Annotated in this window: 18 protein-coding genes and 1 riboswitch; of the genes, 11 read left to right on the top strand and 7 right to left on the bottom strand. The window is 69.5% G+C overall.

Annotated features, from left to right (window positions below):
* The first annotated feature begins 59 nt into the window (after positions 1-59).
* The 8 genes from CRP50_RS10560 (at position 60) to dapB (ending at position 8,155) form a co-directional block, all read left to right on the top strand.
* On the top strand, positions 60-1,172 hold the full coding sequence (locus CRP50_RS10560; RefSeq protein WP_097279126.1) for a polyamine ABC transporter substrate-binding protein: 1,113 nt from the start codon (positions 60-62) through the stop codon (positions 1,170-1,172).
* Positions 1,173-1,394: 222 nt separating this feature from the next.
* Positions 1,395-2,498, top strand: a complete 1,104-nt coding sequence (locus CRP50_RS10555) for a polyamine ABC transporter substrate-binding protein (RefSeq protein WP_097279125.1) — start codon at positions 1,395-1,397, stop codon at positions 2,496-2,498.
* 86 nt (positions 2,499-2,584) lie between these two features.
* Positions 2,585-3,706, top strand: a complete 1,122-nt coding sequence (locus tag CRP50_RS10550) for an ABC transporter ATP-binding protein (protein ID WP_097279124.1) — start codon at positions 2,585-2,587, stop codon at positions 3,704-3,706.
* Positions 3,703-4,704, top strand: coding sequence for an ABC transporter permease subunit (locus CRP50_RS10545; RefSeq protein WP_245913434.1), 1,002 nt, complete (start codon positions 3,703-3,705; stop codon positions 4,702-4,704). Before CRP50_RS10550 ends, CRP50_RS10545 begins: the two co-directional genes overlap by 4 nt.
* A gap of 5 nt (positions 4,705-4,709) precedes the next feature.
* Complete coding sequence (locus tag CRP50_RS10540) at positions 4,710-5,555, top strand: ABC transporter permease subunit (protein ID WP_097279123.1); 846 nt, start codon at positions 4,710-4,712, stop codon at positions 5,553-5,555.
* A gap of 51 nt (positions 5,556-5,606) precedes the next feature.
* A riboswitch (yybP-ykoY riboswitch) is annotated at positions 5,607-5,719 on the top strand.
* 102 nt (positions 5,720-5,821) lie between these two features.
* Positions 5,822-6,382: a TMEM165/GDT1 family protein gene (locus tag CRP50_RS10535; protein ID WP_097279122.1), complete on the top strand. Its 561-nt coding sequence runs from the start codon at positions 5,822-5,824 to the stop codon at positions 6,380-6,382.
* A gap of 160 nt (positions 6,383-6,542) precedes the next feature.
* Positions 6,543-7,328, top strand: coding sequence for a hypothetical protein (locus tag CRP50_RS10530; RefSeq protein WP_097279121.1), 786 nt, complete (start codon positions 6,543-6,545; stop codon positions 7,326-7,328).
* A gap of 23 nt (positions 7,329-7,351) precedes the next feature.
* A complete protein-coding gene (dapB, locus tag CRP50_RS10525; RefSeq protein WP_097279120.1) occupies positions 7,352-8,155 on the top strand; it encodes a 4-hydroxy-tetrahydrodipicolinate reductase in 804 nt (267 codons plus the stop codon).
* A gap of 44 nt (positions 8,156-8,199) precedes the next feature.
* Here dapB and aguB read toward each other — a convergent pair whose 3' ends face one another.
* Positions 8,200-9,075, bottom strand: a complete 876-nt coding sequence (gene aguB / locus CRP50_RS10520; RefSeq protein WP_097279119.1) for an N-carbamoylputrescine amidase — start codon at positions 9,073-9,075, stop codon at positions 8,200-8,202.
* Positions 9,076-9,134: 59 nt separating this feature from the next.
* Positions 9,135-10,151, bottom strand: coding sequence for an agmatine/peptidylarginine deiminase (locus CRP50_RS10515; protein WP_097279118.1), 1,017 nt, complete (start codon positions 10,149-10,151; stop codon positions 9,135-9,137).
* Positions 10,152-10,418: 267 nt separating this feature from the next.
* Here CRP50_RS10515 and CRP50_RS10510 point away from each other — a divergent pair, with 267 nt between their 5' ends.
* Entirely contained in the window at positions 10,419-10,907 is a 489-nt protein-coding gene (locus CRP50_RS10510) for a hypothetical protein (RefSeq protein ID WP_097279373.1), read from the top strand.
* 25 nt (positions 10,908-10,932) lie between these two features.
* On the opposite strand, the gene CRP50_RS10505 is transcribed toward CRP50_RS10510, so the two are convergent.
* The 4 genes from CRP50_RS10505 to hrpB all read right to left on the bottom strand — a co-directional run bounded on the left by CRP50_RS10505 (position 10,933) and on the right by hrpB (position 15,525).
* Positions 10,933-11,547, bottom strand: coding sequence for an exopolysaccharide biosynthesis protein (locus CRP50_RS10505; RefSeq protein WP_097279117.1), 615 nt, complete (start codon positions 11,545-11,547; stop codon positions 10,933-10,935).
* Positions 11,548-11,693: 146 nt separating this feature from the next.
* Entirely contained in the window at positions 11,694-11,996 is a 303-nt protein-coding gene (locus CRP50_RS10500) for a hypothetical protein (protein ID WP_141415104.1), read from the bottom strand.
* Complete coding sequence (locus CRP50_RS10495) at positions 11,993-12,958, bottom strand: SPFH domain-containing protein (RefSeq protein WP_097279115.1); 966 nt, start codon at positions 12,956-12,958, stop codon at positions 11,993-11,995. Before CRP50_RS10495 ends, CRP50_RS10500 begins: the two co-directional genes overlap by 4 nt.
* Before the next feature lie 68 nt (positions 12,959-13,026).
* Complete coding sequence (hrpB, locus tag CRP50_RS10490) at positions 13,027-15,525, bottom strand: ATP-dependent helicase HrpB (RefSeq protein WP_097279114.1); 2,499 nt, start codon at positions 15,523-15,525, stop codon at positions 13,027-13,029.
* A gap of 97 nt (positions 15,526-15,622) precedes the next feature.
* Between hrpB and CRP50_RS10485 the strand changes: the two genes are divergently transcribed.
* A complete protein-coding gene (locus CRP50_RS10485; RefSeq protein ID WP_097279113.1) occupies positions 15,623-16,177 on the top strand; it encodes a superoxide dismutase family protein in 555 nt (184 codons plus the stop codon).
* Here the strand turns inward: CRP50_RS10485 and gcvA are convergent.
* On the bottom strand, positions 16,158-17,078 hold the full coding sequence (gene gcvA / locus CRP50_RS10480; protein ID WP_097279112.1) for a transcriptional regulator GcvA: 921 nt from the start codon (positions 17,076-17,078) through the stop codon (positions 16,158-16,160). The two genes, CRP50_RS10485 and gcvA, sit on opposite strands and share 20 nt — an antisense overlap.
* 403 nt (positions 17,079-17,481) lie before the next feature.
* Here gcvA and CRP50_RS10475 point away from each other — a divergent pair, with 403 nt between their 5' ends.
* Complete coding sequence (locus tag CRP50_RS10475; RefSeq protein ID WP_097279111.1) at positions 17,482-17,733, top strand: hypothetical protein; 252 nt, start codon at positions 17,482-17,484, stop codon at positions 17,731-17,733.
* The last annotated feature ends 32 nt before the right edge of the window (positions 17,734-17,765 follow it).

The following is a 17,765-nucleotide window of genomic DNA, read 5'->3' as shown; positions in this document are numbered from 1 at the left end:
GACGGCACAGAAAACAGGGCTCCACGGGAGGATCCTTCGCGAACTGGGAGGTTCACCGCATGAAGACCTTTACCCGCCTGCTGGCGGCCGGCGTCTGCCTGGCCGCGATGACGGCTGCCGCCGCGACGGGCGCCACGGCCGCCGAGCCCAAGGTGCTGAACGTCTACAACTGGTCGGACTACATCGGCGAAGACACGCTGGAGAAGTTCACGGCCGAGACCGGCATCGCCGTGCAATACGACGTCTACGACAGCAACGAGATGCTGGAGGCCAAGCTGTTCTCCGGCTCGTCGGGCTACGACGTGGTCGTCCCCACCTCGCCCTTCATGGCCCGCCAGGTGCAGGCCGACATCCTGATGCCGCTCGACAAGGCCAAGATCCCCAACTGGGGCAAGCAGGACCCGGCGTTGCTCGAGGTGCTGACCAGCGCCGACCCGGGCAACGCCCACGCCGCCATCTACCTGTGGGGCACCAACGGCCTCGGGCTGAACGTCGACAAGATCAAGGCGATCCTCGGCCCCGACGCGCCGCTCGACAGCTACGACCTGCTGTTCAAGCCGGAATACGCCTCGAAGCTGGCGGAGTGCGGCATCTACATCTTCGACAGCGCCTTCGAGGTGCTGCCGGTGGCGCTGGCCTACCTCGGCCTCGACCCCAATTCGGCCAGCGCCGAGGACTACAAGAAGGCGGAGGAGCTGATGCTGTCCATCCGCCCCTACATCCGCAAGTTCCACAGCTCCGAATACATCAACGCCATCGCCAACGGCGACATCTGCATGGCCATGGGCTATTCGGGCGACATCTTCATCGCCCAGAGCCGCGCCGAGGAAGCCAAGAACGGCGTGAACATCGAGTACGTCATCCCCAAGGAAGGCACCATGGTGTGGTTCGACACCCTGGTCATCCCCAAGGACGCGCCGCACCCGGAAAACGCCCACGCCTTCATCGACTTCCTGCTGCGGCCCGACATCATGGCCGGCATCTCCAACTACGTGTGGTACGCCAACGGCGTGCCCGAGAGCCTGCCGCTGGTGGACGAGGCGGTGCGCACCAACCCCTCCATCAACCCGCCGCCGGAGATCATGGCGAAACTGTTCGCCGTGAAGCCGGCGTCGCAGGATCTCGACCGGCTGCGGACCCGTACCTTCGCCCGCATCAAGACGGGCGTCTGACGGGCTCGTGAAAGACCGTCTCCGGCGCCGGGGCTCCGGCCCGGGGACGGCAGGGTGCGCCCTGCAATCATGTCACTTGCGGCAGTGGGAAAATGCTGCAATGACTGCGGGTTGCCAGGAGGCTGAAGGGCTCGCCGCCAGCCGCCTCGTGGCGGTCGAGCGACCACGGAACAGGCCGGGGAAAACCCGGTCCCAGACCCGAAGCTGAGGAGGCTTTTGACGATGCGAGTTCTCACCCGTTCCCTCGTCGCCGGTGTGGCGATGGCTGCCGGCCTCGCCGGTGGCGCCGTGGCCGAGGAAGAGAAGGTCCTGAACGTCTACAACTGGTCGGACTACATCGCCGAGGACACGATCGCCAACTTCGAGAAGGAGACGGGGATCAAGGTCAACTACGACGTCTACGACAGCAACGAGATGCTGGAGGCCAAGCTGCTGGCCGGCAACTCGGGCTACGACGTGATCATGCCGACGTCGACCTTCCTGGCCCGCTTCGTCCAGGGCAAGATCGTCCAGCCGCTCGACAAGTCGAAGATCCCGAATTTCGCGAACCTCGACCCGAACCTGCTGAAGGGCCTGGCCAACAACGATCCGGGCAACGCCCACGCCGGCATCTACCAGTGGGGCACCAACGGCCTCGGCTACATCCCCGAGAAGGTGAAGGCCGCCCTCGGCGAGGACGCGCCGGTCGGGTCGTGGGACCTGATCTTCAAGCCGGAGAACGCGCAGAAGCTGGCCGACTGCGGCATCTACGTGCTCGACAGCCCGTCGGAGATCTTCCCGATCACCATGACCTACCTGGGCTACGCCCCGGACACCGACGACCCGGAGGCCTACAAGAAGGCCGAGGAGCTGTGGGCCGGCATCCGCCCCTACATCAAGAAGTTCCATTCGAGCGAGTACATCAACGCGCTCGCCAACGGTGACGCCTGCGTCGCCATGGGCTTCTCGGGCGACGTGTTCATCGCCGCCGCGCGCGCCGAAGAGGCGGGCAAGGACTTCACGGTCGAATACGCGATCCCGAAGGAAGGCACCCTGATGTGGTTCGACACGCTGGCGATCCCCGCCGACGCGCCGCACCCGGAGAACGCCCACAAGTTTATCAACTACGTCCTGCAGCCGCAGGTCGTGGGCGCCATCACCAACTACGTGTCCTACGCCAACGCCGTGCCGGCGTCGAAGGACGTGGTCGATCCGGAGATCTGGAACAACCCGTCCATCTTCCCGACCGACGAGGTGAAGCAGAAGCTGTTCGTCGACAAGCCGGCGACGCAGAAGCTGGACCGCCTGCGCACCCGGACCTGGAACAAGATCAAGACCGGGGCCTGACGGCCTGAAGGAACACGGGGCGTCCCGGCAATGGCCGGGGCGCCCCGATCGGTTAGAGAACCGGGCATGGAAGAGCAAGAGACATCATGACGACACTGGCTGCGGCGACGCGCACGCACACGAAGCCGATCATCGAGATCCAGGACGTGGTCAAGAAGTTCGGCGACTTCACGGCCGTCAACGGCGTCACGCTGACCATTCATCAGGGCGAGCTGTTCTCCCTGCTCGGCGGGTCTGGCTGCGGCAAGAGCACGCTGTTGCGCATGATCGCCGGCTTCGAGGAGCCGACCTCGGGCCGCATCCTCATCGACGGCCAGGACGTCGTCGGCCTGCCGCCTTACGAGCGGCCGGTGAACATGATGTTCCAGTCCTATGCCCTGTTCCCCCACATGTCCGTGGAACAGAACATCGCCTTCGGCCTGAAGCAGGACGGCCTGCCCCGGGCCGAGATCGCGGCGCGCGTCGACGAGATGCTGCGCATGGTCGAGCTGTCGCGCTTCGCCAAGCGCAAGCCGCACCAGCTGTCCGGCGGCCAGCGCCAGCGCGTGGCGCTCGCCCGCTCGCTCGCCAAGCGGCCCAAGGTGCTGCTGCTCGACGAGCCGCTGTCGGCGCTCGACAAGAAGCTGCGCGAACGCACCCAGCTCGAACTGGTCGACATTCAGGACAATCTGGGCGTCACCTTCATCATGGTCACCCACGACCAGGAAGAGGCCATGACCATGTCGACCCGGGTCGCGGTCATGGACGCCGGCGAAATCGTGCAGGTCGACCACCCGCACGCCATGTACGAATACCCGAACTCCCGCTTCGTCGCCGAGTTCTTCGGCAGCGTGAACATGTTCGAAGGCACGCTGGTGGAAGACGAGCCCGACTACGTGGTCATCGAAAGCCCCGAGGTCGGCAGCCGCATCTACGTCAGCCACGGCATTTCCGGCCGCCAGGGATCGGTGGTGTGGGTGGCCGTGCGACCCGAGAAGGTCTTCATCTCCAAGAACCAGCCGACCCAGCTCGACAACGTCGACCGCGGCAAGGTGACCGACATCGTGTATCTCGGCGGCATCTCCACCTACATGGTCACGCTGACCTCGGGCAAGGTGGTGCGGGTGACCGTGCCCAACGTCACCCGCCAGGCGGAAGCCGAGATCACCTGGGAAGACGAGGTCTGGATCTACTGGCGCCCCGAGAGCGCCGTGGTGGTGCAGCAATGAGCGAGCGCGTGATGGACGACGACGCGGGCCTCCGCGACGGCGGCCTGGCCGACGCCGCGCCCCCCACGGACGGCGAGGCGCGCGCCGGCGGGCTCGGGCGCTGGCTGTCGGCGCGGCTGCGGCGCGGCGGGCGGGGACTGGTGATCGCCATCCCCTACACCTGGCTGCTGCTGTTCTTCCTGCTGCCCTTCGCCATCGTCGCGAAGATCAGCTTCGCCGAGTACCAGCTCGGCATTCCGCCCTACACCCCGTTGGTGGAATGGGCGGAAGACACCTACCTGCGCATCACGCTGGCCATCGGCAACTATCAGTTCCTGCTGGAAGACCCCCTCTACATCGAGGCCTACCTGGGCTCGCTGAAGATGGCGACGGTCTCCACCATCCTGACGCTGCTGGTCGGCTACCCCATGGCCTACGGCATCGCCCGGGCCAAGCCGTCGACCCGCAACGTGCTGCTGCTGCTGGTGATCCTGCCGTTCTGGACGTCGTTCCTGATCCGCGTCTACGCCTGGATCGGCATCCTGAAGAGCAACGGCATCCTCAACAACTTCCTCATGTGGACCGGGATCATCAACGAGCCGCTGCCGCTGCTCTACAACGAGTTCTCGGTCTACCTCGGCATAACCTACAGCTACCTGCCGTTCATGATCCTGCCGCTCTACGCCAACCTCGAGAAGCTCGACAAGACGCTGCTGGAGGCCGCCGCCGACCTGGGCTGCCGGCCGTGGAAGACCTTCCTGACGGTCACCCTGCCGCTGTCGCTGCCGGGCATCGTGGCGGGGTCGCTGCTGGTGTTCATTCCGGCGGTCGGCGAGTTCGTCATCCCCGACCTGCTGGGCGGGCCGGAGACGCTGATGATCGGCCGCGTGCTGTGGTCGGAGTTCTTCAACAACCGCGACTGGCCGGTGGCATCCGCCGTGGCCATCGCCATGCTGGTCTTCCTGGTGGTGCCGATCATGATCTTCCAGCACTACCAGGCCAAAGGCGAGAAGAGGTGACGGCCATGCGCAACCGATCCTTCTTCCTGCTCACCGCCCTCGGGTTCGGCTTCGCCTTCCTGTACCTGCCGATCCTGCTGCTCATCATCTACTCGTTCAACGAGAACAGGCTGGTCACCGTGTGGTCGGGCTTCTCGACCCAGTGGTACGGCGAGCTGCTGCGCGACGACAACATCCTGGACGCCGCCTGGGTGTCGCTGCGGGTGGCCTTCTTCTCGGCCACCATCTCGACGGCGCTCGGCACCATCGCCGGCATGGTGATGGCGCGCTTCGGGCGGTTCAAGGGCCGCACCCTGTTCTCGGGCATGCTGTCGGCGCCGCTGGTGATGCCGGAAGTCATCACCGGCCTGTCGCTGCTGCTGCTGTTCGTGGCGCTGGAGGGGCTGATCGGCGTGCCGCAGGGGCGCGGCGTTTCGACCATCACCATCGCCCACGCCACCTTCACCATGGCCTTCGTCGCCGTCATCATCCAGTCGCGCCTGTCGCAGATGGACGAGAGCATCGAGGAGGCGGCGCTCGACCTGGGCGCCCGCCCGGCCAAGGTGTTCTTCGCCATCACCCTGCCCATCATCAGCCCGGCGCTGGTGGCCGGCTGGCTGCTGGCGTTCACCATGTCGCTCGACGACCTGGTGGTGGCGTCCTTCACCTCCGGCCCGTCGTCGACGACCCTGCCCATGGTGGTGTTCTCCTCGGTGCGTCTCGGCGTCAGCCCGAAGATCAATGCGCTGGCGACCCTGCTGGTGCTGGTGGCGGCGTTGACGATCCTGATCGCGGCGTGGTTCATGCGCCGCCAGGAAAGCCAGCGCGAGAAGGAAGCCGCCGCAGCCAGTGCCGAGCAGGATCGGTTCTGACGCCGCCCGCCGCCCGACGGGGTTGACATTACGGGCGCAAGGGCTACTCTCCGACCCGTCATCGGGGAGTAGCCGCCCTCCATTGCGAGAGGGGCCCGCGTCAACAGACTTGGTGCCGGTTCGTCCGGCCCATGGCGCAGGCAGGCCGTTCGGAAGAACGGCCCTGGCGAGACCTTTGACCGGACGCTTCCGGGGCTCCATGGGGCCGGGCGGGGGCGCGTCCGGTCATGGTCGATCGCCGCCCGGCCCCGTGGACGACAAGACCAATGAACGGACTGTTGGTATCGACGGGTGTCGTGGCGCTGGCGGAGATCGGCGACAAGACCCAACTGCTCGCCCTGGTGCTGGCCTGCCGCTGGGGCAAGCCGGTGCCCATCATCCTCGGCATCTTCCTCGCCACCGTGCTCAACCACGCCGCCGCCGCGCTGGTCGGCGTGGCGGTCACCGACTTCCTGGGGCCCGAAATCCTGAAGTGGGTGCTCGGCCTCGGCTTCCTCGCCATGGCCGCGTGGATGCTGGTGCCCGACAAGCTCGACGACGACGAGGGCGAGCCGCGGGCGGCCAAGTACGGCCCCTTCCTGGCGACGCTGGTGACCTTCTTCCTGGTCGAGATGGGTGACAAGACCCAGATCGCGACGGTCGCGCTCGCCGCCGAGTTCCAGAACCTGTGGCTCGTCACCCTCGGCACCACGCTCGGCATGATGATCGCCAACGTGCCGGTGGTGATCGTCGGCAACAAGGCGGCGGGGCGCATTCCGCTGGCCCTGGTGCGCGCCGTCTCGGCGGCCATTTTCGCCATCCTGGGCGTCATGGCGCTGCTGTGGTAGGCGGCGGGCGGCCTATGCCCAACCGGTGCGCTGCAGTATTGAAATATTCCCGGTGAGCGGTTACCTCTTGTTCGTTCGAAGGTGGTGGATCTCCACCTTAGGGGCGAACACAGGCTGGTCTTTATTGCTGGCTGGCGCTGGATCCGAGGGAGGAATCACCATGAGCGTTCCGGACATCCTGACCAAGTACCCCGCCGTCCTGACCAACAAGGACTGGCAGAAGAAGAAGGGCCCGTTCGCCAAGATGGCGGGCAAGACGGGCGTCGGCGAAGCGCTGCAGGCCTGCGAGAAGGCCTGGGGCGCCGTCGACTGGTCGGTGTTCGACGCCCAGCAGGTGCGCAAGAAGGGCCCGGGCGCCGTCGTCAACGGGTTCAAGACGGCGCAGGCCGAGTACAAGAAGTCGGTGGAGGGGCTGCGCAAAGCGCTGATGGCGGCGATCGACGCCGCCGACAAGTCTGCTGCGGCCTTCAAGAAGAACAAGCTGATCCCGAGCAGCGCGACCAAGGCCGCGGCCGACATCAGCAAGATGGCGCAGTTCATGCTGGTGGGCACCAAGTCCATCGACATGAAGGATTTCGAGGCGCTGGCGGACCGCTGCAACCGGCTGATCCAGATCAAGGACATCGACAGCCTGAAGCGGGACAAGGAACTGGACAAGGAGTTCGTCGCCTACGCGAAAAAGGAAGACTCCTACGAAAATTACCTGTTCCTCGAAAAGAGCAAGGGCGCCAAGATCACGGCGGCCAATGCCCAGGCCGTCTATGACGCCTTCCTCTCGACGTCTGCCAAGAACCAGATCAACGTGCCCGGCAAGCTCGTGAAAGAGTACGAGAAGAACATGCAGGACGGAAACTGGGACGCCATGGAAGGCTTGATGCTGAAGCTGCGATCCGAGGCCGCGACGACCCTGTCTGACACTCTGCTCCGCTTCAAGCTGCTGGTGTGATCAACGGACGAGGAAAAATGCCCATGACCCGCATCATCGTCGCCGGTGCCACCGGCTGGACCGGCCGCGCCGTGGTGGATGCCGTGCTCGCGGCCGAGGATCTCACGCTGGTGGGGGCCGTGGCACGCTCGGCGGCGGGGCGGGACGTGGGCGAAGTGCTCGGCCGGGCACCGGTCGGCGTGCCCGTCGCCGCGACGGTGGTGGAGGCGCTGGCCGCCGGTCCGGCCGACGTGCTGGTGGACTACACCAAGCCGGGCGCTGTGAAGGGGCACGTTCTGGCGGCGGTGGCGGCGGGCGTCGCGGCCGTCGTCGGCACCTCGGGCCTGACCGCCGAGGACTATGCCGAGATCGACGCGGCGGCGCGGGCGCAGGGCGTGGGCGTCGTGGCGTCGGGCAACTTCGCCCTGACGGCGGCGCTGCTCAGCCACTTCAGCCTCATCGCCGCGCAGCATATCGCCAATTTCGAGATCATCGACTACGCCAAGGCCGCCAAGCCCGACGCGCCCTCCGGCACCGCCCGCGAACTGGCGGAGCGCCTGGGCGACGTGCGCCGGCCGGATCTCGGCCTGCCGCTCGACCAGGTGACGGGCTCGCGCGAGGCCCGCGGCGGCACCATCAACGGCGTGCAGGTCCATTCCGTCCGCCTGCCGAGCTTCGCCGCCACGGTGGACGCGCTGTTCACGGTCGGCAATTCGCGCCTGAAGATCACCCACGACGCCGGCGCCGACGCCACCATCTATGCCGACGGCACCCTGGTCGCGGCGCGGCGGGTGAAGGACGTGACCGGCGTGGTGCGCGGGCTCGACACGCTGCTGTTCGGCGGCTGAGGGATCGGGCGGGAGCGGCGTCCGGCGCCGCTCCCCGTCGGTCGTTACCGCACCGTGCGGCCGTCGAGGCCGGCGATGACGCCGTAGAGGTCCGGGCGGCGGTCGCGGAACAGGCCCCAGGCGGCGCGGTAGGCGCGGATCTGCTCCAGGTCGAAGGTGGCCGTCAGCACCGTTTCCTCGCTGCGGTCGGCCTCGGCGACCTTGGCGCCCGTCTGGTCGGCGATGAAGGACGAGCCGTAGAAGGTCAGCGCGCAGGACGCGCCCTGCTCGGCGCCGACGCGGTTGGAGGCGACCAGCGGCATCACGTTGGCGCCGGCATGGCCCTGCATCACCCGCTGCCAGTGCGGCATGCTGTCGATGCTGGCGTCGTGCGGCTCGGAGCCGATGGCGGTCGGGTAGAACAGGATCTCGGCGCCCAGCAGCGCCATGGAGCGGGCGCATTCCGGGAACCACTGGTCCCAGCAGATGCCGCAGCCGATGGTGGCGTAGGCCGTCTTGAAGACCTTGAAGCCGGTGTCGCCGGGCGAGAAGTAGTATTTCTCCTCGTAGCCCGGGCCCTGCGGGATGTGGCTCTTGCGGTAGACGCCGAGGTTGGTGCCGTCGGCGTCGAGCACGGCGAGCGAGTTGTAGAAGGCCTGGCCGGCGCGTTCGTAGAAGCTGAACGGCAGCACCACCTCCAGCTCCTTGGCCAGCGCCGCGAAGCGGGCCAGCACCGGGTTGTCTTCCACCGTGCGGGCGAGCGCGAAGTAGCGCGGGTCCTGGTCCTTGCAGAAGTAGGGCGTCTCGAACAGTTCCTGCAGCAGGATGATCTGCGCGCCCTGCGCATGGGCCTTGCGGACCATGGCTTCCGCCTTGTCGAGGGTCTCCTCCGACCCGGTGGCGCAGGCGAACTGGGTGGCGGCGACGGTGACCTTGGTCATGGGTTCCGGGTTCCTCGTGTGGCGGATGCGGCGCGCATATGGGGCGGCGGGGCGGCCCGTCAAGCCTTGGGCTGCTGCTGGGTGATGCAGTGGATATTGCCGCCGCCGACGGCGACCTCGAAGGCCGGCACCACCACCACCTCGCGGTCGGGGAAGGCGGCGCGCAGCACGGCGGCGGCGTCCTTGTCCTCGGGAACGTCGAAGCCCGGCATCACGATGCCGCCGTTGGCGATGTAGAAGTTGACGTAGGACAGCGCCATGCGGTGGCCGCGTGCGTCCAGCCGGCGCGGCACCTGCGGCAGGTCGATCACCTCGATACGGCGGCCCTGGGCGTCGCGGGCCTCACGCAGGCGGTCGCGGTTGTCGGCCAGCGTCGCGGTGTCCGGGTCCGCCGGGTCGGTGGCGGTGACCATCAGCACCTTCCCCGGCGCGGCGAAGCAGGCGACGTTGTCGACGTGGCCCGTCGTCTCGTCGTTCTCCAGCCCCTTGCCGAGCCAGATCACCGTCTCGACGCCGAGGAAGGCCTTCAGGTGCGCCTCGTGGTCCTCGCGGGTCAGGTGGGGGTTGCGCTCGGCGTCGAACAGGCATTCCTCGGTGGTCAGCAGGGTGCCCTGGCCGTCGACGTGGACCGAGCCGCCCTCCAGGATCTGCGGCCCGACGAAGCGCCGCGCGCCGGTGTGGGCGAGGATGCGGCGGGCGAGCTGGGCGTCGTGCTCGAAGCCCTGGTAGATCAGCCCCCAGGCGTTGAAGCCCCAGTCGACGCCGGCCAGCTCGCCGTTCGGGCCTTTCAGGAACAGCGGTCCGGTGTCGCGCGTCCAGCTGTCGTCGATGGCCCAGGCGAGCACCTCGATGCCGTCGCCGAGCATGCGGCGGGCGCCGTCGGCGTCCTCGGGGCGGGCGACCATGGTCACCGGCTCGAACCGCGCGATGGCCCGGGCGACCGCCGTATAGGCTTCGTATGCAGCCTGCATGCCGTTGTCCCAGGCTTCGCTGCGGCACGGCCAGGCCATCCAGCAGCCGGCGTGCGGCTCGAATTCGGCGGGCATGCGGAAGCCGAGGTCGGCGGGGGTCTGCATGGACGGATGCTCCGGCGGCGGTCGTGACTGGCATCAGCGAACCACCGACCGCGGCGGCGGGTCAAGCCCGTCCGGCGACGGCCGCGCCGGTGGCTCCACGCCCGCACACCGTTATGGCCCCGGCGGCTCCTTCGCGCGGGCGTTGATCCCGGTGGCGTCTTTGAGGGATAATCCACGTCCCGCCGTGGGGGAAAGAGGCCGGCCGCGGGATGCCGGCCCGAAGGGGTCCAAGTGGTGAGCACCGAGTCGTCCGCCGTCGCATCGACCATGGAGCAGGAACCGAACGGTCCGCTCTACGAGGCCTTCTGTGCCCGCTGCACCGGCACCAACATCAACGCGCAGACCCTGCTGGCGACGGATTACCTGAACCATTTCAACGAGATCATCATGCTCCTCGAGATGGTTCCGGACATGCCGGACATGTTGGAGGAGTGCCGCGCGTGGGAGCCCAAGAGCTACCCCGACCACTTCCGCGACTCCTCGTTCTCCGATCGTGACCTGGCCGTCGAGGCCTACGAGCACGTGCCGGCGCGCTTCAAGGACCCGTTCGAGCAGACCATCGGCCAGATGAACGAACTGGTGACCCTGACCATGGACCGCATGGAAGAGGTGCTGGAGGATCCCGAGCAGCTGCGCGCCCGCGGCCGCACCGCCGGCCGCGCCCTGCAACGCCTCATCGACGTGGCGAGCGCCATCATCCACGGCAACCAGGTGGCCCTGCACCAGGACGAGATCGACCAGCTGATGGGGATCTGAGGCCAGCCTCCCGGCCGTTTCGCCGTCACACCACCTGCGCCGCACCCGCCACCAGCAGGGCGCCCATGACGGCGCCGACGGCGATGGCGAAGGCCCCGATGGCGAGGCCGACGGCGGTGATGAGGCCGTCGTGTTCGATCAGGCCGACGGCGATCACGAAGATGGAGATGGCCGGGAACCAGCCGGTCAGCGGCAGCGGCAGCCACAGCACGAAGGTCACGACGATGAGCGCGAGCCCGACCATGCGGTCGGGCGGCCGGCGCAGCATGCGCAGCCAGGTGCGGGCGCCCATGCGTTCGATGGGCCGCACGATGGGCTTCAGCTTCATGACGCTGCGCCGCAGCTTGCGGCGGTCGACGGTGGCGAGCGTCAGGCGCTCGGGCAGCCACAGGCGGTCGAGCCCCGCCGCCATCTGGCCCGCCACCAGAAACACCGGCAGCGACGTCACCATGTTGAAGCCGAGCGGCAGCGGGATCAGGTTCAGCAGCGCGAAGACCAGCAACGCCCAGCCGAACGAGCGGTCGCCCAGCTCCGCCAGCATGGTGCCGACGGCGACGCGCCCGCCGCGGTCGCCGCAGCGGACTGCCGACAGCAGGTGCGGCAACAGGCGGCGGCGTCTGACGGAGTCGGCGGGGGGCATCGCGATCCTGGCGGCAGTGGCAGGGCAGGGCAGGGCAATAGATCGGCCGATGGGAGCGGTTCGGCAAGGGGCGTCGTCACAGCGTCAACGACGGGCCGGCCCGCCGGGTGCCGCTGCTCACCGCCTTGTCACCGGCCGGCCGGCGGTCAGTAGTCGTTGACGTCCCGCCGGCTGATGCCGCCGCCGCCGCGACGGTGGCGGGCGCCGAACAGGCGGCGGAACACCACGGTCGCCGCCGCCCACAGCACCACGATGATGACGGCCTGAAGGCGCCAGTCGCTCATGGTTACCGGCGCGATCAGCAGCAGAACGCCGATGGGCGCGATGGCGACCGCCAGGGCAAGCAGCAGGAACGAGCCGAGGAACAGGTCGAGGATGGCCACCGCGAAGGCCAGCGCAAACCAGAACCACGGCGAGGCGGCGTCGATGACGCCGGTCAGGTCGCTCATGACCACGGGCCCGCGGGTGTCGGCGGGGCAGGGGGCTCGGCGGACGACAGCACGCCGGCGGCGGCGGGCGGCAGCGTCGGCGGGCCGTCGCCGCCGCGGCTGCCGTCCAGCAGGGCTGCGAACCCGGCGAGGCCGGAGAACGATTGCCCCATGTCGGTCGGCAGCAGGATGAACTTGGCGTTGGGCGAGGCGGAAACCTGCCCCAGCGCCTCGATCTGGCGCTTGGCGACCTCGAACCGGATGGCCTCCATGCCGCCGCGGCTGATGGCGCCGGCGATGGTCTCGGTGGCGAAGGCTTCCGCCTCGGCGGTGACCCGGCGGGCCTCGGCCTGGCGCTGGGCGGTGTAGAGTTCGGCGTCGGCGCGCAGTTCGGCGGCGCGCTTGTCGCCCTCGGCGCGGGTGACGGCGGCGCGGCGCTCGCGCTCTGCATTGATCTGCAACTGCATGGCGCGGCGGGTGGAGTCGTCGACGTTGACGTCGATGATTTCGCAGCGGGTGATTTCCACGCCCCAGCCCTGGGCGATCTCCTCTAGCTCCTTGCGCAGGGTGACGTTGAGCGAGTCGCGGTTGCTCTGTACCTCGTCGAACTCCACCGTGCCGATGTTGGAGCGCACGACGCCGGTGACGGCGGTGGCGATGGCGCCTTCCAGGTCGCGGATGCGGTATACGGTGTATTCCGGCGAGGTCACCCGGAAGAAGATGGACATGGTGACGGAAATGGTCACGTTGTCGCGGGTGATGACGTCCGACGGCCGTTCCGGCAGGCGGCGTTCCAGGATGTCCACCTTGTGCGCCACCCGGTCGAGGAAGGGCACGATGAGGTTGAGGCCGGCGTGCAGCACCCGCTGATAACGGCCGAACCGTTCCACCACATAGGTCTGGCTCTGCGGCACGATCTTCACGCCGCTCCACAGCGTGACCGTGACCAGCACCACGAAGCCGATGATGACGTATTCAAACACGGCGCCTCTCCCTCCTGCCTGTTGCTCTCACATCACCACAGAATGCCGCGCGATAGAAGCATTCGGCATCACCCGCCGCGCGGCTTGGTGCGGGCGGTGGGGGCCGCCGCCAGGGGATCGTCGGGCCACGGGTGCTTGGGGTAGCGGCCGCGCATTTCCGCCTTCACCGACGGGTAGGCCTCGCGCCAGAAGAACGGCAGGTCGCGGGTGACCGCCAAGGGCCGCTGCGCCGGCGACAGCAGGTGGATGACCACCGCCACCCGGCCACCGGCGACGCGCGGCGTCTCGCGGGCGCCGAACATTTCCTGCAGCTTCACCGGCAACACCGGGTCCTCGCCGGAATAGTCGAGGCGGTGGCGGTTGCCGGTCGGCACCTGCAGGTGCGTCGGCGCTTCGGCCTCCAGGCGGCGGCGCATTTCCCACGGCAGCAGGCTTTCCAGCGCCGCCTTCAGGTCGATGCGCTTGAAGTGCGCCCGCCGGGTGACGCCGGCGAGGAAGGGCGCGAGCCAGGTGTCCAGGGTCGCCAGCAACGCCTCGTCGGAGACGTCGGGCCAACCCTCGTCCGGTCCTTCGACGCGGTGCAGGAAGCGCAGGCGGTCGCGATAGGCGTCGGTTTCCGGCGACCACGGCAGGGCGTGCAGGCCGATCTGGCGGATGCCCTCGCAGACGGCTTCGGCGGTGCGGTCGGCGGGCAGGGCGGACAGCGGCTCGTCCTTCAGCACCAGGGCGCCGAAGCGGCGCTGGCGGCGGGCGGCGACGGCTTCCTCGCGCGGGTCCCACACCACGAAGGTGCCGGCGACGATCTCCGGCCCGAAGGCCTCCTCGATCTCGGCCGGCGACAGCGGCGCGGCGAGCCAGATGCGGGCCTGCGCCGCCTTGCCGGCATCGACGTCGGCGACCGCCAGCCAGTCGGCGGCGGCGAGCCCGTCGCCGTCGGGCAACGCGGCGCCGCGGCCGTTGGCGAGCCGCACCTGCCCGCCGCGCCGCTGGCCGACGCGGTCGGGGTAGGCGAGCGCCAGCAGGAGGCCGGTGGCGGCGGCGTCGCGTGCCTGGCCCTTGATGCCGGCGGCCCGCGCCACCTGTCGGGCGGCCTCGCGCACCCGCCGCACGGCGCCGGGGTCGGCGCCGGCGGGGGCGTCGTCGTCGCGCAGCAGCACGGCGACGCGCGAGCGCAGGTCGCAGTCCGAGCGCCCGGCGCGCAGCACGTCGCGCTCCGACAGCAGGGCGGCCAGCAGGCAGGCGAGCGGGCCGTGGCCGAGGGCCTCGCCCGTCACCACCATGTGGGCGAGGCGCGGGTGCAGGGGCAGCGGCGCCAGCGCCTGGCCGTGCGGCGTGATACGCCCGTCGCCGTCGAGCGCGCCGAGCCGCACCAGCAGGTCGCGGGCCTGGGCGTAATGGGCGGGCGGCGGCGCGTCCAGCCACGGCAGGGCGGCGGGGTCGGCGGCGCCCCATTGCGCGAGGTCGAGGGCGAGCGGTGCCAGGTCGGCGTCGAGGATCTCGGGGCGGCCGAAAGCGGGCAGGGCCTTGTGGCCGGCCTCGGCCCAGCAGCGCCAGCAGACGCCGGGCTCCAGGCGGCCGGCGCGGCCACGGCGCTGCTCGGCGGCGGCCTGCGACACCTTCACCGTCTCCAGCCGCGACATGCCGCTGCGCGGCTCGAACCGCGGCACGCGGGCGAGGCCGCCGTCGACGACGATGCGGATGCCGTCGATGGTCAGGCTGGTCTCGGCTATGGTGGTCGCCAGCACGACCTTGCGGGTGCCCGGCGGGGCAGGGGCGATGGCGGCGTCCTGCTTCGCCTGCGGCAGGTCGCCGAACAGGGCATGGACGGCGACGCCGGCCGGCAGCGATCCGGCGAGGCGCTGCTCCACCCGCCGGATCTCGCCCTGGCCGGGCAGGAAGACCAGGGCCGAGCCCGCTTCCTCCGCCAGCGCCTGGCGCACCACGGCGGCGACGTGGTCTTCGAGGCGCGTGTCCGGCTTGGGCGGCGGGGCGTAGCGCGTCTCCACCGGGAAGGCGCGGCCCTCGCTGGTGATCAGCGGGCAGCCGCCCATGAGCGCGGCGACGGGCGCGGCGTCGAGCGTCGCCGACATCACCAGGATGCGCAGGTCGTCGCGCAGCGCCCCTTGCGCCTCCAGGGCGAGCGCGAGGCCGAGGTCGGCGTTCAGGCTGCGCTCGTGGAATTCGTCGAAGATCAGGCAGCCGACGCCGGTCAGTTCCGGGTCCGACTGCAGCATGCGGGTGAGGATGCCCTCGGTCACCACCTCGATGCGCGTCTTCGGCCCGACACGGGTGTCGAGGCGGATGCGGTAGCCGACGGTGTCGCCGACCGCTTCCCCCAGCGTCGCGGCCATGCGGGCGGCGGCGGCGCGGGCGGCGAGGCGGCGCGGCTCCAGCATGACGATGCGCCCGCTGCCGAGCCACGGCGCGTCGAGCAGGGCGAGCGGCACCCGCGTCGTCTTGCCGGCACCCGGCGGGGCCTGCAGCACGGCGTTGGTCCCCGCGGCCAGGGCGGCGGCGAGGTCCGGCAGGACGGGGTCGATGGGCAGAGCGGGAGCGGGCGGTCGCATGGTCGGGCTTTACGCCGGATGCGTCGTCGCCGTCAACGTCCGGCGGCGGCGGGGCTCGCGTTGACCAGACGGACAACCACTTACGGGAGGACCTTTCATGCGCCGTCTCACCACTGTCGCCGCCTGTGCCGTCGCCCTCGGGATCGCCGCGCCGGCGGTCGCCCAGACGCAGCAGCAGAACGCCGCCTCGCCCGATGCCATGACCGTCGACCTCAAGGCCCTGACCAAGGACGGCACCGGCGAGACCATCGGCTCCGTCACCATCCTCCCCGGCGACGGCGGCACCAGCTTTCAGGTGCAGGCGACCGGCCTGAAGGAAGGCGAACACGGCTTCCACGTCCACCAGAACGGCTCGTGCGAGCCGCAGGACGGCACGCCGGGCGGCGCCGCCGGCGGCCACTGGGATCCCGACACTGCCGGCACCCACCGGGGGCCGGAAGGCGCCGGGCACCTGGGCGACCTGCCGTTCCTGACCGCCGACGCGCAAGGAACGGTGGACGACACGGTGACGGCGCCGCGCATCGACGACGCCAGCCGCCTGCGCGGCCACGCCCTCATCATCCACGAGGGCGGCGATACCTATTCCGACGAGCCGAAGCTCGGCGGCGGTGGCGCCCGGGTCGCCTGCGGCGTCATTCCGCAGGCGTCGTGACGCAGCAGGCCGCCACTTCCTCGTCCAGCCAGCGGCGGAAGGTGCGCCACGCCTTGCGGCGCGCCGTCCGCCGCGGCCAGAGCAGCCAGTAGGTGAAAGGCGAGGGCACCCGCAGCTCGAAGGGTGCCACCAGCAGGCCGCGCGCCAGCAGATCGGCCACCAGCAGGTCGCGTCCGAGCAGCACGCCCTGCCCGGCGATGGCCGCCTGCATGGCGACGGTGGTGTCGGAATGGCCGGTGCCGGTCTTCCAGTCGAAGGCCGGCAGCCCCGCCGCCTTCAGCCAGTCGCCCCAGGTGTTGTCGAGGCGCCCGTCGGGCAGCAGGTCGTAGAGGATGGGCGCCCGGACCAGATCCTCGGGCGTCCGCAGGTGCAGGCGCTCGGCCAGCGCCGGGCTGCAGACGGGAAACACCGTCTCGCGCATGAGCAGGGCGTTCTCCACCCCCTCCGGCGGGGCGGGGGCGTAGCGGATGGCGGCGTCCACCCGGTCGCCCTGGAAGTCGGCGCGCTGCACCGTCGCCAGCAGCACGATCCGTACCTCCGGGCTGATCTCGCCGAAGCGCACGAGGCGCGGCACCAGCCAGTGGGCGGCGAAGCTGGGCAGCACCGAGACGGTGAACAGGTCGTCGTCGGAGCCGCCGGTGACCTCCGCCACCGCCTCGGCGATGCGGTCGAAGCCCTCCGACAGGCCCGGCAGCAGGGTCTGGCCGGCGGCGGTCAGGCGCAGGCCGCGGGTGACGCGGCGGAACAGGGTCTGGCCCAGGCGTTCCTCCAGCCCCTTCACCTGCTGGCTGACGGCGGCGGGCGTCACCGCCAGCTCGTCGGCGGCCTTCACGAAGGACAGATGACGCGCCGCTGCCTCGAAGGCGCGCAGGGCGTTGAGCGGCGGCAACGGTCGGCTCACGGCGCTGACGTCTCCCCATGCATTAGATCTGCTTAAAGGTAGCGCAGGCCTTCCCGTTTGTCGCGGGTGGCGTCGCGGGCTTTCATGGTTCTACGAAGACAGCCCGTGGAGACGTGCCATGCCTAAGATTTTCTCGCTGACGCATCGTTTCGGCCGCGGCCTCGTGCGGTGGACCTTGGGGGTAGGCGATCTACCGGAAGTCGCCCGACTGCCGGAGCGCTCCCGTGCCGAGCTGGGACTCCCGCGGACGTAGACCGGCACCCCTTTCGACGTTCGTCCTCACCGTCAGGACCTTGGTCTTCCTGGGAACCTTGGGGCTTCCTCAACCCTTTAGTCAGATACGGAGCTTGTCACGCTTCTGCTATGATGGAACCGTGGACGACGGGAGAACGGGGTACCGACCATGCGAAAGACCATCACCCTGGGCCAGCACCGCGACGAGGTGGAAATCATCCAGCAGCCCGCGCCGAACCAGCCGGGCCGTGTGCTGTGGGCCGACGGCATGGTGACCGAAATCACCTACGACGACCTCAACGCGCTCGCCTACATGGCCGAGCGGGCGCGCTCGAAGGTGCCGCTGGCCGCCGCGGCGGCCGCGCGCGCCTCCGACGGGGCGGCGGTGGAGGCGGCGCTGCGCAGCTACGGCAGCATCTGACCGGCCGCCGAGCATCACCGGGCAGCAGCGGG

The sequence above is a fragment of the Caenispirillum bisanense genome (assembly GCF_900230255.1).
In the GTDB taxonomy this organism is placed as follows: Bacteria; Pseudomonadota; Alphaproteobacteria; order Rhodospirillales; family Rhodospirillaceae; genus Caenispirillum; species Caenispirillum bisanense_A.
Note: the sequence above shows the minus strand (reverse complement) of the source record. Positions and strands in the feature narration are given on the sequence as shown.

Excerpts from the sequence above, each read along its gene's own strand:
- CRP50_RS10560 (WP_097279126.1), top strand. The coding sequence starts at position 60 with ATGAAGACCTTTACCCGCCTGCTGGCGGCCGGCGTCTGCCTGGCCGCG.
- CRP50_RS10555 (WP_097279125.1), top strand. The coding sequence starts at position 1,395 with ATGCGAGTTCTCACCCGTTCCCTCGTCGCCGGTGTGGCGATGGCTGCC.
- CRP50_RS10550 (WP_097279124.1), top strand. The coding sequence starts at position 2,585 with ATGACGACACTGGCTGCGGCGACGCGCACGCACACGAAGCCGATCATC.
- CRP50_RS10545 (WP_245913434.1), top strand. The coding sequence starts at position 3,703 with ATGAGCGAGCGCGTGATGGACGACGACGCGGGCCTCCGCGACGGCGGC.
- CRP50_RS10540 (WP_097279123.1), top strand. The coding sequence starts at position 4,710 with ATGCGCAACCGATCCTTCTTCCTGCTCACCGCCCTCGGGTTCGGCTTC.
- CRP50_RS10535 (WP_097279122.1), top strand. The coding sequence starts at position 5,822 with ATGAACGGACTGTTGGTATCGACGGGTGTCGTGGCGCTGGCGGAGATC.
- CRP50_RS10530 (WP_097279121.1), top strand. The coding sequence starts at position 6,543 with ATGAGCGTTCCGGACATCCTGACCAAGTACCCCGCCGTCCTGACCAAC.
- dapB (WP_097279120.1), top strand. The coding sequence starts at position 7,352 with ATGACCCGCATCATCGTCGCCGGTGCCACCGGCTGGACCGGCCGCGCC.
- aguB (WP_097279119.1), bottom strand. The coding sequence starts at position 9,075 with ATGACCAAGGTCACCGTCGCCGCCACCCAGTTCGCCTGCGCCACCGGG.
- CRP50_RS10515 (WP_097279118.1), bottom strand. The coding sequence starts at position 10,151 with ATGCAGACCCCCGCCGACCTCGGCTTCCGCATGCCCGCCGAATTCGAG.
- CRP50_RS10510 (WP_097279373.1), top strand. The coding sequence starts at position 10,419 with ATGGAGCAGGAACCGAACGGTCCGCTCTACGAGGCCTTCTGTGCCCGC.
- CRP50_RS10505 (WP_097279117.1), bottom strand. The coding sequence starts at position 11,547 with ATGCCCCCCGCCGACTCCGTCAGACGCCGCCGCCTGTTGCCGCACCTG.
- CRP50_RS10500 (WP_141415104.1), bottom strand. The coding sequence starts at position 11,996 with ATGAGCGACCTGACCGGCGTCATCGACGCCGCCTCGCCGTGGTTCTGG.
- hrpB (WP_097279114.1), bottom strand. The coding sequence starts at position 15,525 with ATGCGACCGCCCGCTCCCGCTCTGCCCATCGACCCCGTCCTGCCGGAC.
- CRP50_RS10485 (WP_097279113.1), top strand. The coding sequence starts at position 15,623 with ATGCGCCGTCTCACCACTGTCGCCGCCTGTGCCGTCGCCCTCGGGATC.
- CRP50_RS10475 (WP_097279111.1), top strand. The coding sequence starts at position 17,482 with ATGCGAAAGACCATCACCCTGGGCCAGCACCGCGACGAGGTGGAAATC.